Below are 14,925 nucleotides of genomic sequence, written 5' to 3' on the forward strand. Positions count from 1 at the left end.
TGCCCAGGTAATCATGGTCTTCAAATAAGGTTAAGATCGTTGCTAACAGATTTTTACCATGAAATGGCTTCAGGAGACAGAATGAGCGAGTTACTGAATATCTATACAATGAATGGAATAAGGCTTAATAATCGTGTGGTTATGGCACCAATGACCCGTTCGCGGGCCTATGATCTTATTCCCACTGACAGTATGGTCACCTACTATCGCCAGCGCGCAACAGCAGGTTTAATTGTTTCCGAAGGTTCACCTGTTTCAATGGAAGGCCGTGGACAGGCTTACACGCCGGGAATTTACACTGACGAACAGATAGAGGGCTGGAAAAAGGTGACTGAGGCAGTACATGCGCAGGGTGGGAAAATATTCATCCAGCTTTGGCACGTAGGACGTTCCTCACACATTGCTCACCAGCCTGATGGGCAGGCACCGGTCAGCTCCGTCTCACGCGTTGCAGAAGGCTGCACCACTCACATTCCCGGTGATAACTGTCAGTCTGTACGCGTATTTCACAGCCAGCCCCGCGCATTAGCAACGGATGAAGTCCCGCGGGTGACGCAGGATTTCGTTCGGGCGGCTAAAAATGCTATCGAGGCGGGGTTTGACGGTGTGGAGATCCACGCGGCTAACGGCTACATCTTCGAGCAATTTATCAATGGTGGACTTAACGACAGAACAGATCGTTATGGTGGTACTATCGCCAATCGCCTGCGGTTTACGCTGGAAACGGTGGATGCCGTCTCTGCAGCCATCGGGAGTCATCTGACAGGTATCCGTATTGCACCCTTTGGCCGCCTGCAGGATATGCATGGCTTTGATGATGAGCAGGATACCTGGTTATCTTTAGGTATCGAACTGCGTCGTCGACATCTCGCATATGTACATTTGAGCGATCAGGAATCTCTCGGAGCTCAGGCCATTCCTGCTGGCTTCCTTACAAAGTTTCGCAAGGCTTACGAAGGTACCCTCATCGTAGCGGGCAGCTATACACAGGCGCGTGCAGAAATGGCACTCAGAGAGGGGGTTGCCGACTTAATTGCATTTGGGCGTCCTTTCATAGCCAATCCAGATCTCGTTAAACGCATGAAGAATGGATGGCCGATGGCTGTTCCTGATAAGGATACGTTCTATACCGGGCGAGATGCAGGTTATATAGATTATCCCACGTATCACGTCGATTAAGTTCCCAGAAGCTGGAACGTATCCGGAATGCCTCCGATCCTAAAACAGCTCCGGTTTTCAGCCATTCGGAGAGGAGGAATTCTATCAATAGTGAAACCGCCAAATAAACACTTATATTTCATATAATTACTTCGTTAGCGTGGTTTTTTACATCATTGGCCCTCGAACCCCTAATAGTCCTCTCCTTCCGGCGTTGTCGTTACCCGCCGGGTAGTGCGCTGGAGCAGCTGCACGCCAAGATGAGCCTCCAGCGCCAGCACCCGCTTGCTAAGCGTGGCGATCGGCATGTTCAGGGAGTCTGCCGCCCGGGTAAAACTGCCGGTTTCGACCACGCGGGTAAAGGCGCGCATCGCCATAAGTTGGTCCATAGAAAGGCGCTCATCAACACGGGATTATTCCCGCAGGGAAAAAGTGATTTCCATTTTTGCTGATTTTTCACTAATCCAGCAAGCGGTAGAGTGCGTTCAACCCTCATAACGTGGAAGGAACAGCAAATGAACGCAGCATTAACAGGTAAAGTCGCGCTGGTCACCGGCGGCACCAGCGGTATTGGTCTGGCAACGGCGAAAGAGCTGATGACCCAGGGTGCGAAGGTGTACATCACCGGACGCCGTCAGGTGGAGCTGGATAACGCCGTGGCGAGTCTGGGCGGACGGGTGATTGGCATTCGCGCCGATGCTTCACAGCTTGCCGACCTCGATACGGTGTACGCCCAGATCGCCGAACAGTCCGGGCGGCTGGACGTGCTGTTTGCCAACGCGGGTGGCGGAGATATGCAGCCCCTGGGAGCAATCAGCGAGGAACATTTTGACCGCATTTTTGCTACCAACGTTCGCGGCGTGGTGTTTACCGTGCAGAAGGCGCTGCCGCTGATGGCCCCCGGGTCGTCGGTGATCCTCACCGGCTCCACGGTCTCGGTTAAAGGTACCGCCAACTTCAGCGTGTACAGCGCCAGTAAAGCCGCCGTCAGAAACTTTGCCCGCTCGTGGGCGCTGGATCTGCAGGGGCGCGGTATCCGGGTGAACGTGGTCAGTCCGGGTCCGATCAAAACACCGGGGCTTGGGGATCTGGTGCCGGAGGAGCAGCGTCAGGGGTTATTCGATGCGTTAGCCGCGCAGGTCCCGCTGGGGCGCATTGGTGAGCCAGAAGAGGTGGGTAAAGTCGTGGCGTTTCTCGCCTCCGATGCTGCCAGCTTTATCAACGCCGCCGAGCTGTTTGTGGATGGCGGGATGGCGCAGATTTAGCGTTGATAGAGCAGCGTGAGATTGCCGCCGAGGCGGCGATCCTCCAGCGGACGATGAGTATTCAGGCGTGACAATGTCACTGCACTGCACCGGCTCATCGCGCACCAGGGTTCCAGCCACGCCAGATGGGTGTCGTCTTCGCGCAAAACATACTCCGCCAGGCGCGCCAGCGCGCCGTTATTTTCCGCCATCACGTCTACCTGATTCGCCCCGGCAAAGCTGGCGATCATCACCAGCGGTTGCAGGGCATAGTTGTGATAGGCCCGCGCCCGCTCACCGCGTTTTTGCTCGTTTGCCAGCGTGCCGTCGGCGGCGATCTGCCCGGCGGCAATACGGTACTCTTTTAACGACCACGCAAACAGATCCCGCCGGTCAAGCGCCACGGCGGTGGCCATCACCGCCCATGCCGCCCAGTAGCTGTGGTTATTGGTACTTTTGAGCGGCAGGCCGTCCCACTCCAGAACCACCCGATCTGCCAGCTGGCCCAGCCAGCGCTCGGTCGCCTGCTGTCCGTGCAGCGGCGAGTCGGGCATAAACTTCAGCTCCAGCCAGCTGCTGGCAAGGGTAGCCAGCGCCCACTTGCGCATCGCGCGCCCGGTGTGGCTGGTTTCCAAAGAGAGCAACGCCCCGGCGTTGGCCCAGGCGGCGTATCCGGCCAACAGACAGTTTAAGGTATGCGGGTCACCGCTCTGCTTATAGCGCCAGGTCATCTCTGCGATGCCGCGCTCAAAGCCGACAATCGGTTTTGTCGCCGAGCGAAAGGCCTTCTCCGCATCGGGGTTCAGGGTGGCACGTGCGCTGTCCGAACCCTCATATTTACTGCGTAACGTCAGCGGGTCGGTATAAGGCGCGGGCAGGGTAACGCAACCTCCCGACGCCGTCTGCGGCACCGGCTGGTTAAAACCGGACGGTGGCACAAGCGGGGCTGCCTGGGCATAAACCGGGAGGCACAGCAGAAGCACGATCCTGAAGGGGGTAGTGGATGTGATACATTCACCTCGATTATTATGAGCTAAAACGCAGTTTTAACATTTTCTCGCCTTAATACTATTAGTCTGCAATTGTCTTTTATGCTAAACAATCAGTTATAAGTTTACATATTGGTTCGGGAACAATTGCTGTGCTCACTACGCTCATCTATAAAAGCCAGTTAAATTCATCCTGTGAATCTTTTTCCCTGACATCACTTGTTGAATCCGCAAAGATTCGCAATGCCGGGCGCAACATTACCGGCATTTTGCTGTTTAACGGCGTCGATTTTCTGCAGATCCTCGAAGGGGCGGAAGAGGATATCAATAAACTGTTCGCCACCATCCGGACAGACCAACGCCATATCAATGTTGTGGAACTGATGCGCGACTACGGTCCGCGCAGACGCTTCGAAAATGTCGGAATGCTGCTGTTCGATCTTTGCATCGACACGCCGGATTCGGTGCTGTCTACCGTGCTGCGTTACAGCAAGCTGGAGCGTTATCTGACGGCAGAAGACAAAGTGTTCAAGTTTATTCGGTCATTTATTACCCGACAGAAGCAACCCGCGGCCCGCGCAACGCTGCACCCGGGCAGCTGGATTCTCGCCCCGGAGCATGCCCCTTTTGGCAAAGCCATCCCCGAACTTATCGACAATCAGCCCTGTCAGTTTGCGCTCCAGCCCATTGTTGAGCCTTCGGAAGGTAAAATCTCCTCTCTGGAGGCGCTGATCCGTGGCAATGACGGGGGCAGCCCGGAGCATTTTTTTAACGCCATCGATCAGGATAAAGTGTACGAAGTGGATCTGCAGACTAAGGCCTACGCCTTTGCGCTGGCAGAGAAAATAGGCATTGGCGATCATAAAATTGCCGTCAACCTGCTGCCCATGTCGCTGGTCAACGTGCCCGACGCGGTTGATTTTCTGATGGATAATATCCTTGCGCACGGTTTGCTGCCCGAGCAGGTGGTCATTGAAGTCACCGAAAACGAAATGATCTCCGGCTTTAACCAGTTTAACAGCGCCATCAAGCAGTTGCGTGCGGCGGGCATTGGCCTTGCGATTGACGATTTTGGCTCGGGCTATGCCGGACTGTCGCTGCTGACACGCTTTCAGCCGGACAAGCTTAAAATCGACCGCGAAATCATCAGCGATATCCACCTCAGCGGGCCGAAGCAGGCCATTGTGAAGTCGATCATCAGCTGCTGTACCGATCTGGAGATTGCGCTGGTGGCAGAAGGCATCGAACGCATTGAAGAGTGGTGCTGGCTGGAGTCCGCAGGCATCAAACGCTTTCAGGGATTTTTGTTCTCCCGCCCGCAGTTAAACGGCGTGGGGGATATTCACTGGCCACAGCTAGCCGCCAGTGGGCATCTCGCGTTCTAAATCTGTGGCAAACAGATTAGCGCCGCTGTTAGGTGATTGATGCACAAAGCAGCATTTATCACCTAATTAACTGATATTGCTGGAGTGTAATCATTTAATTGGCCTGCTAATCGACAAATAACTTTCATTCAACAATGTGCTACCCCTGCCGATAATGCCTCAGACCGTTTTGATTCTGAGGTAATTATGTCGTTAAAAAAGTCGTCCCTTGCCGTCCTGTTTGCGTTGTTATTTTTCTTTGTTGCCAGTGCTGCGACCAACGTCTGGCTGGTGATTAAGAGCAATGAATCCCTGGATAATGTGAATAAAGAGATCCAGGTTGTGCTGTCAATCATCGACCCTATTAACCACAGCCGGACCCTGCGCGTGCGGGTAATGGAATATATGAAGCAGGCGGAAGGCGGCGAGACGGCCGACCTCACGCAGAAGCTGGCAGACGTTAAGCTGGCGCTGTCCAAAGCGGATGATGCGTTTGCGGCCTTTAACGCCGCGCCGCGCCTGGCGGACGAAGCACCGCTGGTCAAAAACTATGGTGACGCCTGGCTGAATTACCGCGACCAGGGGCTGGTACCGCTGATTGACGCGGCAGCGGCCCACGACGCCGCGAAATTCGATGCGCTTATCCCACAGATCTCCCGCCTCGACCGTCAGTACGAAATCGTGCTCGACCAGGTGCTTTCCATTCATCAGAAATATGCCAAAAGCCTGAATGAAGATGCCCGCGACCACTTTACCTCGGGCCTGGCAATCATTGCCGCCTTTGCGGCGCTGTTTGTGGTGGTGATCGTTGCGGTCAATTGGCTGATGACGCGCTTTGTCTTTACGCCGATTCAACTCGCACGCGAACACTGCAGCCAGATTGCTGCCGGTAAGCTGACCGAAACGGTGCCGCTGAAAGACGGTTCCCGCAATGAAATTGACCAGCTGATGGGGTCGATGGAGCAGATGCGTCTGGCTCTGCTGGAGACCATCTCTCAGGTGCGTGAAGCCTGCCGTACCGTGAACCACGCTTCGCAGGAGATTGCCTCCGGCAATATCGACCTGGCCTCGCGTACTGAACAGCAGGCGTCTGCCCTGACGGAAACCGCCGCCAGTATGGAACAGCTGAGCGCTACCGTCGCCAATAACACCGAGAACGTGCATCAGGCCGGGAAACTGGTGCAGGATGCGGTGAACAACGCGCGCACCGGCGAGTCGGTGACCCGCGAAGTGATTGATACCATGAACACCATTGCGGCTAATTCCCAGCGTATTGAAGACATCACCAGCGTGATTAACAGCATCGCCTTCCAGACCAATATTCTGGCGCTGAACGCCGCCGTTGAGGCCGCGCGTGCCGGTAATCAGGGGCGGGGTTTTGCGGTGGTCGCCACCGAAGTGCGGACCCTGGCGCAGAAAAGCGCCGTCGCGGCGAAGGATATTGAAAACCTGATTGCCCAGTCGGTCTCGAGCGTGAAAAACGGTTCACAACTGGTCAATCGCTCTGGCGAGGTGATCAATGCGATCATCACCTCGGTGAATAAAGTGAATGCGTTGATGGAGCAGATCGCCGTGGCGTCGGAAGAGCAGAGCCGCGGGATTGGTCAGGTTGGGCAGGCGGTAACGGAGATGGACGGCGTGACCCAACAAAACGCCGCGCTGGTGCAGGAGTCTGCGGCCGCGGCCGCCTCGCTGGAAGAACAGGCGAGGCATTTGACGCAAAGTATCTCCAGCTTCAGATTGCCGGAACCGGCGTAACGATTTACACGGACAGTTCCCTCTCCCTTGAGGTTTAGGGGGAGGGGGAACCTGCTGCTCAGGTGGCGGTTCCGTCCACTTTACCGAATTCTTGCCAGAGTAAACGACTTCGCGGTAACTCCCCCCTCTGTGACGCTGTCACATCACGTTGACTATCCTGGTCTATGCTTGTTATTCGCGCGCGGTTTACCGCCGACGCACTTTCTCTTTTTCCCTCAGCGTAGCGCTATACGTTAAGCAACCCGAGGCAGTACGGGTAAGACGAGGTGATGGAATGACGGCAAAAACGATGAAGTATTGGGGATGTGAATACTCAGACAGCGGCGAAACGTGCTTTCGCCTGTGGGCAAGCGGGCAGCAGCAGGTTTCGCTGCAATTAAAGGGGAACGCGTTGCCTATGAACCCGACCGACAGCGGTGGGTTTTCGCTGACCGTCGCGAACGTGGCCCCCGGTTCACCTTATCGCTTTATCCTCTCTGACGGCACAGCGGTGCCGGACCCGGCATCCCGCGCTCAGCAGGGGGATGTGAACGGGCCTTCACTCGTGACCGACCCGAAGGGATACGCCTGGCAGCATACCGGCTGGCAGGGGCGCGCCTGGGAAGAGAGCGTGATTTACGAACTGCATATCGGCACCTTTACCCCGGAAGGCACCTTTCGTGCCGCCACGGATAAGCTGCGGTATCTGGCTGAGCTCGGGATCACCGTTATTGAGCTGATGCCCGTCTCGCAGGCAGGCGGTAAGCGCGGCTGGGGCTATGACGGCGTGCTGCTGTATGCCCCGCACAGTGCTTACGGCACGCCGGATGAGCTGAAAGCCTTTGTCGATACGGCCCACGGACTGGGGCTGTCGGTGGTTCTCGATATTGTGCTCAATCATTTTGGGCCGGAGGGTAACTATCTCCCACGGCTGGCCCCGGACTTCTTCCATCCGGAGCGGATGACCCCGTGGGGCAACGGCATCGCTTACGATCTCGATCCGGTGCGGGAGTACATTACCGATGCGCCGCTGTTCTGGCTCACGGAGTATCACCTCGACGGTCTGCGTTTTGATGCCATCGACCAGATCAAAGACAGTGCCGACACCCACGTGCTGATTGAAATCGCCGAGCGTATCCGCCGTGAAATCACCGACAGACCGGTGCATCTCACCACCGAAGACAGTCGTAACGTGGTGTTTCTGCATCCACGCGAGGAGGATGGCTCCGCGCCGCTGTTCACCGCCGAATGGAACGACGATCTGCATAACGCCGTGCATGTCATGGTCACCGGCGAGACCCACGCCTGGCATCAGGATTTTGCTGAGCACCCCGAGAAATGGGTGGCGAGGGCGCTGACAGAAGGATTTGCCTACCAGGGCGAGCGTTCCCCGCAGACGTGCGAACGTCGCGGAGTCGACAGTCGCGACCAGCCCCCGGTGGCATTTGTCGATTTTATCCAGAATCACGATCAGGTGGGCAACCGCGCCCAGGGTGACCGGCTGATTACTCTCGTTGGAGAGGCGCGCACCCGGGTGCTGTTGGCCGCGCTGCTGCTTTCGCCGCATATTCCGCTGCTGTTTATGGGCGAAGAGTATGGTGAAACCCAGCCGTTCCTCTTTTTTACCGATTTCCACGGAGAGCTGGCGCGCGCGGTGCGTGAAGGACGAGCCCGTGAGTTTGCCGATCATGACGAAACGGTGCCCGATCCCAACGCACCTGAAACCTTCCAGCGCTCGAAGCTCGACTGGGACAAACTCAACCAACCCGCCGGTCAACACTGGCTGCACTTCACTCAGCAACTGCTTCGTCTGCGTCAGCAGGCGATTGTCCCGCTGCTGGCAACCGCGCGTGGCGGCACCGGCAAGGTGCTGAAAACGGCGCCCGGCTGCGTGGTAGTGAGCTGGACTTTCCCACAGGGCACGCTGTCCCTGGCGCTGAATACCAGCGATCGGCGCGAAACCTTGCCCTTTCTTGCGGGGGAAACCCTGTTTGCCTGGCCTGAGGCCCGCACTGAACTGCTTCCTGACACCCTTATTGTGCGATTTGCACAGGGAGAGACCACCCGATGATCCCTACCGCAACATGGCGTATTCAGTTTCGTAATGGTATGACGTTCGATCGTGCCGCCAGTCTGGTGCCTTATCTGCAGCAGCTCGGGATAAGCCACCTGTATGCCTCACCCATTTTTACCGCCGCCAGCGGCTCTACACACGGCTATGACGTGACCGACGTGAATGAGATCGACCCGGCCATTGGTGGACGGGCCGGGTTTGAGCGGATGGTCAGCGCCCTTAAAAGCGCCGGACTGGGGTTGATCCTCGATATTGTGCCAAACCACATGTCCACTTCGCTGGAGAACGCCTGGTGGCGGGATGTGATTGAGCACGGCGAGAAAAGCCGCTTTGCGCGTCATTTTGATATCGACTGGTCGCGACGGCTGACCTTACCGTTCCTCGGCGATGACGTAGAGGTGGCGCTGGAGAAGGGCGAACTTAGCGTGCAGCGCGATCCCAATACCGGCAAACCCGCGCTGGCGTATTTCGACAATTATTACCCGTTGACCCCCGACAGCTGGGTAGGACGAGAGGATGACGTGCTCAGGCTGCACGACCCGGCTGACCTTGCGCAACTGCATGACCAGCAGCCGTATCGCCTGACCAGCTGGCGCGATGCCCCGCGCGATCTCTCCTGGCGGCGCTTCTTTGAGATAACGGGTCTTGTCGGTGTGCGCGTTGAAGATGAGGCGGTGTTTGACGACAGCCATGCGCTGATTCTGGCCCTGGTGCGCTCGGGGGCGGTGGACGGCCTGCGCATCGATCATGTGGACGGCCTGGCCGATCCGCGCGGCTATCTGCAGCGTCTGCGCCAGCAGGCGGGAAAGGATTGTTACATCACGGTAGAGAAGATCCTCGGTAAAGGGGAGCATCTCCCGACCGACTGGCCGATATCCGGCACCACCGGGTATGAGTTTATTGCCTCGCTCTCTGAAGTGCTGGTGGATGACGAGCGTATCGGCGCCCTGCGTCAGGCCTATGATGAGGTGATGGGCCAACCGGTGGATATGCGCGCCGAGCTGCGCGCGGCCCGGCTGCTGATGGTGGAGCGTAACTTTGAAGGGGAATTTAACACCCTGCTGCAGCTGGCATTGACGGTTGGACAGGGCGAAATCGAAGAAGACGTGCTGCGGATGGCGCTGCGGGAGCTGCTGGTGGCCTTCCCGGTGTATCGCACCTACGGCACGGCGCAGGGGCTGTCGGAGGCCGATCGGCAACTGCTGCACAGCGTGGTGGCGAAGGTCAGCGCGGACCCGGCAGCGCTGGTGCTGCTGACCCGGATCCTGACGGGTGAGGTGGTTGATACCGACAACGCAACGGCGTTCCGTACCCGCTTCCAGCAACTGACCGGGCCGCTGATGGCCAAGTCGGTCGAAGATACGCTCTTTTTCCGTCAGCACATGGGCCTGGCCCTGAACGAAGTGGGTGCTGAGCCGGTGCCGCGCGGCTTCTCCCTGACCCGTTTCCATAGCGAAATGGCGACCCGCCGCGACCGTCAGCCGGATGCGCTCTCCGGCACCTCGACCCACGATACCAAACGCGGGGAAGACGCCCGCGCCCGGCTGTACACCCTGACCGAAGCCCCGCATATCTGGGCCGAGTGCGTGGCCCGCTGGCAGCAGATGAACCAGACCCACGTCCGCTTTCTGAATGACGGAACCGCACCGCGTGCGGCCGATACCTGGATGCTGTATCAGGCCCTGGCGGGGGTCTGGCCACCGCACCTCGATCCGCAGGATCCGGTGGGGCTGAAAGCCCTTGAGGAACGGTTCCTGGAATTTGTCGAGAAAGCCCTGCGCGAAGCCAAACTGCGCACCGACTGGGTCGACAGCAACGAAGCCTATGAAACGGTGGTCCTGGCCTACGCCGCCCATCTGCTGTCGCCCGATAATCAGCTGTTCTTACAGGATTTTTGCACCGCACTGCGGCCATTTATTCTCAGCGGGCTGGTCAACAGCCTGAGTCAGACGGTGATCAAACTCACCGCCCCCGGCGTGCCGGATATTTATCAGGGCAGTGAGGGGCTCAACTTTAGCCTGGTTGACCCGGACAACCGCCGGGAGCCGGATTACGACCGACTCGCGCAGCAGCTCAGCGTGAAACCCGCAGGTATTGCCAGCTGGCTGGACGGGCAACTCAAGCAGTCGGTGATTGCCACTCTGCTGCAGCTGCGTCAGCAGAAACCGGCTCTGTTCCGCCTGGGGAGCTATACGGCGCTGATCACCACCGGCGAGCAGGCGGATAAAGCTATCGCCTATGCCCGGATTGATGACGGTGATGCGTTGATCGTAGTGGCGCCACGTCTGGCCTTTGATGCGGCCCACGACGCGTTCCCGGTCAGCGGGGCGGCCCTGTGGGCACAAACCGACGTGATCCTGCCTGCGGGCCTGGCGAACCGTCGCTACCGGGACTGCTTCAGCGGTGAGATCTTGTTATTAAATGAAAGCCTGCAACTCGCGACGACGCGGGACTGCTGGCGGGTTTTACTTGCCTGCGACTGATTTTGGCAAGACCACTTTTTTGCGTTCGAGGGAGAGACTATGGCAAATGATAAACGCTATGAGATCCGGGCAGGCTACAGCCATCAGCTCGGGGCTAACTACGACGGTAAAGGGGTTAACTTTGCGCTGTTTTCGGCTCACGCCGAGCGCGTGGAGTTATGTTTGTATGATCCGAGCGGCAACACCGAGATTGCCCGTCTGGAGCTGCCGGAATATACCCACGAGGTCTGGCACGGCTATGTACCGGATCTGAAACCCGGCGCTCTGTATGGCTATCGGGTCTACGGGCCTTACGATCCTGAAAATGGTCATCGCTTTAATCATCACAAGCTGTTGATTGACCCCTATGCCCGGGATCTGGTGGGCGATCTGCGCTGGAACGATGCCCATTTTGCCTGGCAGTTGGGGCATGAAGACAAAGACCTCAGCTTTGATACCCGCGACAGTGCGCCGTTCACACCTAAGTGTCGGGTGATTGATCCCACCGTGTTCGACGGGCAGGACCCGCATCGCCCCGCAGTGCCATGGTCCAGTACCATCCTGTATGAAACTCACGTGAAGGGCTTTACCCAGCTTAACCCGGCCATTCCCGCTGAACTTCGTGGCACCTATGAAGGGTTGGGACATAAAGCGGCGGTGGATTACATCAAAAGCCTCGGCATTACCTCGGTGGAGCTACTCCCGGTGCATGCCTTCCCTGACGATCAGCATCTGCTGGATAAGGGGCTGAAAAATTACTGGGGTTACAACACGCTCAGCTTCTTTTCGTTGGCCTCGCGCTACTGCGGACCGCAGGGGATTCAGGGTTTTCGGGAGATGGTGCGGGCCTTTCACGATGCCGGTATCGAAGTGATCCTCGACGTGGTCTATAACCACACCGCCGAGGGCAACGAGCTGGGACCGACCCTGTCGTTCAAAGGGATCGATAACTTTTCCTATTACCGCACCATCGTCGATCAGCACCGTTATTATGTGAACGATACCGGAACCGGTAATACGGTAAATACCTCCCATCCCCGGGTGCTGCAGATGGTGATGGATTCGCTGCGCTACTGGGCGCAATCAATGCACATTGATGGCTTCCGTTTTGACCTGGGGACCATTCTGGGACGGGAGCCGGAAGGATTCACTCAGCGCAGCGGGTTCTTTGACGCCATGATGCAGGATCCGGTTCTCTCCAAACTGAAACTGATTGGCGAACCGTGGGATATCGGCCCAGGAGGCTATCAGGTGGGCGGCTTCCCGCCGGGGTGGGGCGAGTGGAACGACAAGTATCGTGATACCGTGCGTGAATACTGGCGGGGCGATAACGTCTCATCTGACTTTGCCGCCCGGCTGCTGGGTTCCGGCGATCTGTACGACCTGCGTGGTCGACGGCCCTGGTCCAGTATCAACTTTATTACTGCCCACGACGGTTTTACCCTCAACGACCTGGTTTCGTATAACGAGAAGCACAACGACGCTAACCTCGACAATAACACCGACGGGCACAACGATAACCGGTCATCGAATTACGGCGTGGAAGGCCCGACTGACGACGAGCAGATTAACGCGATAAGAGAGCAGCAGAAGCGCAATCTACTCACCACGCTGTTCTTTTCCCACGGTACGCCGATGCTGCTGGCGGGCGATGAGTTTGGTCGCAGCCAGCAGGGGAACAATAACGTCTACTGTCAGGATAGCGAAATCAGTTGGGTTCACTGGGAAAACCTGCCCGAGAGCGCCGACGCGCTGCGCAAATTTACCCGTCAGCTGATTCATCTGCGTGCCACCCAGCCGTTACTGCGCCGCGAGAGCTGGCGAGACGGGATGGAAATTCACTGGTTTAATGCCGGAGGGGGAGCACAGCAGCCGGAAGACTGGGAGGCGGGGGCGACGCTGGGACTGTATATCAGTCGCCCGGACCTGAAAATCCAGGAAGGACTCTGGCACGACGTACTGCTGCTGATTAACCCCGCCGACAGTCCGGTACCCTTTAGTCTGCCGCAGCACGGCGAGGGAGGATGGACGCTGGCGCTGAGCACCGCTGTGGACGATGATCACCCCCACAAGGTCCCGCAGGAGGCGGTGTTTGACTTAGCGGGCCGCAGTATCGCGCTGTTCAGGCGGCCTTAACCTCAGGTTACTTGTCGGCCCGTGCTCTGGCCCAGGGGCTGGTGGCGTCTTCGTCATCTGCGGCCGGAGCCGGGTCGTCGAGGGAGTCCAGATACAGGGCTTCAACCTCGGCGCGGGCCCACGGCGTGCGGCGCAGGAACTTGAGGCTGGATTTCACGCTCGGGTCGCTGTTAAAGCAGTTGATTTTAATGATCTTACCCAGCTCGGCCCAACCGTAGCGCGCCACCAGGGCCGTGACCTGCATCTCGAGGGTAACGCCGTGGAGAGGATCTTTCGAAGGTTGAGTCGTCATAGGCATCCGATTGTTATCTGGCAAGGGGAGAAAGCGGGGAAGGTTACAAGAAATCCCGGGGGGCAGCAAGCGCCTGCATCGCTGAATACAGGCGCCTGAATGTGGAATTTACGACCCCCAGCGGCTTCGCAGATAGCGCACTGCGTCCTGTGTCTGGGGCTGATTAAGGTTATCTTCCCGGAACAGGATCGTACCGTCGATCTGCGGTTCTGACTCGTTCAAATCCAGCTGCTTTTTCAATTCCGGCACGCCGCCTTTCACCGTCCAGTCCGGTTCTTTGCTGGACGGTTCTCCCACCTTGTACAGCGCAACGCCAATATAGAGCCGCGTTTGGGTCGGCTTGACCACCTCGGCCCACCATTTTGCCAGCACATTGTAACGCGCGGCATCGCGGGCAAACGGCCAGTACAGCTGCGGGGCGATATAGTCCAGCAACCCTTGCTGCACCCAGCGCCGGGTATCGGCGAAGGACTCATCATAAGCCGCCGCGCCACGGGTATCGGATCCGGCTGGATCATGCGAACGGTTACGCCAGACGCCAGCCGGGCTCACGCCAAACTCCACGTTCGGGTTGATCTGCTTAATGGTCCGCGACACCTGGGCAATCAGCTGCTGGGTGTTATTGCGCCGCCAGTCAGCCTTCGAGGCAAAACCCTGACCGTACTGCCGCCAGGTGGCGTTGTCATTAAGTGTAGAGCCTGCGGATTCGGCATAGAAATAGTCATCAAACTGCACGCCGTCCACCGGGTAACGCGACACCACTTCCGCCACGATACTGGCAATCCAGTCCCGCGCCTCGGGAATACCCGGGTCGAGCACATAGCGATCGCCGGCGGTGCGGATCCAGTCGCGGTGCAGAACGAACACGCTGGCAGGGTTGAGCGACAGGGTACGGTTCAGCGCCGCCACTGTGCCAGGGCGGGTATTGGTCGAGACGCGGTAAGGGTTAAACCAGGCGTGAACCTTCATCCCGCGCTTGTGCGCTTCATCGAGCATAAACTGCAGCGGATCGTAACCCGGATCCTGACCAATTTTGCCGGTCAGCATATCCGACCAGGGCAGTATTCGTGAGGGCCACAGGGCGGTGCCGTCAGGTTTGACCTGGAAAAACACGGTATTGATTCCGAGGCTTTTCAGGTTATCCAGCTTATCGGTCAGGGCTTTTTGCTGCTGCTGGATACGCGACGCGGGGCTGTCACCATTCACCGACGAGACCGGCGGCCAGTCGAGACGCGACACGGTCGCCAGCCAGACGCCGCGCACCGGTTCATTGTGCTGCGGCTTTTGCACCAGCGGCTGTTTAGCGACCGGCGGCAGGGGCGTCACCAGCGATTTTGGGGGCGTAGAGCTGCAGCTGGCCAGTAAAAACGCCCAGGCGACAAGTATGCTCGAGCGTTTGAGGTGTTGTGCTACAGGCTGAAAACGGCGTGAACGGGCGATGATAGGCTCCAGTTTATGGGTAGTCGCCG

At 57.9% G+C, this 14,925-nt stretch carries 10 protein-coding genes and 1 pseudogene; 7 read left to right on the plus strand and 4 right to left on the minus strand.

Annotated elements, in window-relative coordinates:
* Positions 1–81: 81 nt before the first annotated feature.
* Positions 82–1,179 (plus strand): alkene reductase, encoded by a 1,098-nt coding sequence (locus M8014_RS03085; protein WP_154902096.1) that lies wholly within the window; start codon positions 82–84, stop codon positions 1,177–1,179.
* Between the two features lie 173 nt (positions 1,180–1,352).
* Here M8014_RS03085 and M8014_RS03090 read toward each other — a convergent pair.
* Positions 1,353–1,547: pseudogene (locus M8014_RS03090) on the minus strand (helix-turn-helix domain-containing protein); the annotation flags it as partial.
* Between the two features lie 126 nt (positions 1,548–1,673).
* On the opposite strand from M8014_RS03090, the gene M8014_RS03095 reads away from it, so the two are divergent.
* Positions 1,674–2,423 carry an SDR family oxidoreductase gene (locus tag M8014_RS03095; protein ID WP_271281078.1) on the plus strand — a complete coding sequence of 250 codons (750 nt, stop codon included), beginning with the start codon at positions 1,674–1,676 and terminating at the stop codon, positions 2,421–2,423.
* Here M8014_RS03095 and M8014_RS03100 read toward each other — a convergent pair.
* The gene (locus M8014_RS03100; RefSeq protein ID WP_271281079.1) at positions 2,420–3,340 is read right to left on the minus strand and encodes a mannuronate-specific alginate lyase; all 921 of its coding nucleotides are present in this window, start codon (positions 3,338–3,340) and stop codon (positions 2,420–2,422) included. The two genes, M8014_RS03095 and M8014_RS03100, sit on opposite strands and share 4 nt — an antisense overlap.
* Before the next feature lie 203 nt (positions 3,341–3,543).
* Between M8014_RS03100 and M8014_RS03105 the strand changes: the two genes are divergently transcribed.
* From M8014_RS03105 to glgX, 5 genes are all read left to right on the plus strand, one after another.
* Positions 3,544–4,776, plus strand: coding sequence for a diguanylate phosphodiesterase (locus M8014_RS03105; RefSeq protein ID WP_271281080.1), 1,233 nt, complete (start codon positions 3,544–3,546; stop codon positions 4,774–4,776).
* Between the two features lie 186 nt (positions 4,777–4,962).
* Positions 4,963–6,513 (plus strand): methyl-accepting chemotaxis protein, encoded by a 1,551-nt coding sequence (locus M8014_RS03110; protein ID WP_271281081.1) that lies wholly within the window; start codon positions 4,963–4,965, stop codon positions 6,511–6,513.
* Between the two features lie 274 nt (positions 6,514–6,787).
* Complete coding sequence (treZ, locus tag M8014_RS03115) at positions 6,788–8,563, plus strand: malto-oligosyltrehalose trehalohydrolase (protein ID WP_271281082.1); 1,776 nt, start codon at positions 6,788–6,790, stop codon at positions 8,561–8,563.
* The gene (gene treY / locus M8014_RS03120) at positions 8,560–11,049 is read left to right on the plus strand and encodes a malto-oligosyltrehalose synthase (RefSeq protein ID WP_271281083.1); all 2,490 of its coding nucleotides are present in this window, start codon (positions 8,560–8,562) and stop codon (positions 11,047–11,049) included. The genes treZ and treY overlap by 4 nt, the downstream gene beginning before the upstream one ends.
* Positions 11,050–11,088: 39 nt before the next feature.
* Positions 11,089–13,164 (plus strand): glycogen debranching protein GlgX, encoded by a 2,076-nt coding sequence (gene glgX / locus M8014_RS03125; RefSeq protein ID WP_271281084.1) that lies wholly within the window; start codon positions 11,089–11,091, stop codon positions 13,162–13,164.
* 7 nt (positions 13,165–13,171) lie between these two features.
* On the opposite strand, the gene M8014_RS03130 is transcribed toward glgX, so the two are convergent.
* Both M8014_RS03130 and M8014_RS03135 read right to left on the minus strand, forming a co-directional pair.
* Positions 13,172–13,456 (minus strand): VF530 family protein, encoded by a 285-nt coding sequence (locus tag M8014_RS03130; protein WP_271281085.1) that lies wholly within the window; start codon positions 13,454–13,456, stop codon positions 13,172–13,174.
* Positions 13,457–13,564: 108 nt separating this feature from the next.
* On the minus strand, positions 13,565–14,896 hold the full coding sequence (locus M8014_RS03135) for a glycoside hydrolase family 10-like protein (protein WP_271281145.1): 1,332 nt from the start codon (positions 14,894–14,896) through the stop codon (positions 13,565–13,567).
* Between the last annotated feature and the right edge of the window lie 29 nt (positions 14,897–14,925).

Origin of the sequence: Silvania hatchlandensis, assembly GCF_025564065.1 — a bacterium.
In the GTDB taxonomy this organism is placed as follows: Bacteria; Pseudomonadota; Gammaproteobacteria; order Enterobacterales; family Enterobacteriaceae; genus Enterobacter; species Enterobacter hatchlandensis.

Coding starts and splice junctions, on each gene's coding strand:
- treY (WP_271281083.1), top strand. CDS start 8,560: ATGATCCCTACCGCAACATGGCGTATTCAGTTTCGTAATGGTATGACG.
- M8014_RS03130 (WP_271281085.1), bottom strand. CDS start 13,456: ATGACGACTCAACCTTCGAAAGATCCTCTCCACGGCGTTACCCTCGAG.
- M8014_RS03110 (WP_271281081.1), top strand. CDS start 4,963: ATGTCGTTAAAAAAGTCGTCCCTTGCCGTCCTGTTTGCGTTGTTATTT.
- treZ (WP_271281082.1), top strand. CDS start 6,788: ATGACGGCAAAAACGATGAAGTATTGGGGATGTGAATACTCAGACAGC.
- glgX (WP_271281084.1), top strand. CDS start 11,089: ATGGCAAATGATAAACGCTATGAGATCCGGGCAGGCTACAGCCATCAG.
- M8014_RS03095 (WP_271281078.1), top strand. CDS start 1,674: ATGAACGCAGCATTAACAGGTAAAGTCGCGCTGGTCACCGGCGGCACC.
- M8014_RS03085 (WP_154902096.1), top strand. CDS start 82: ATGAGCGAGTTACTGAATATCTATACAATGAATGGAATAAGGCTTAAT.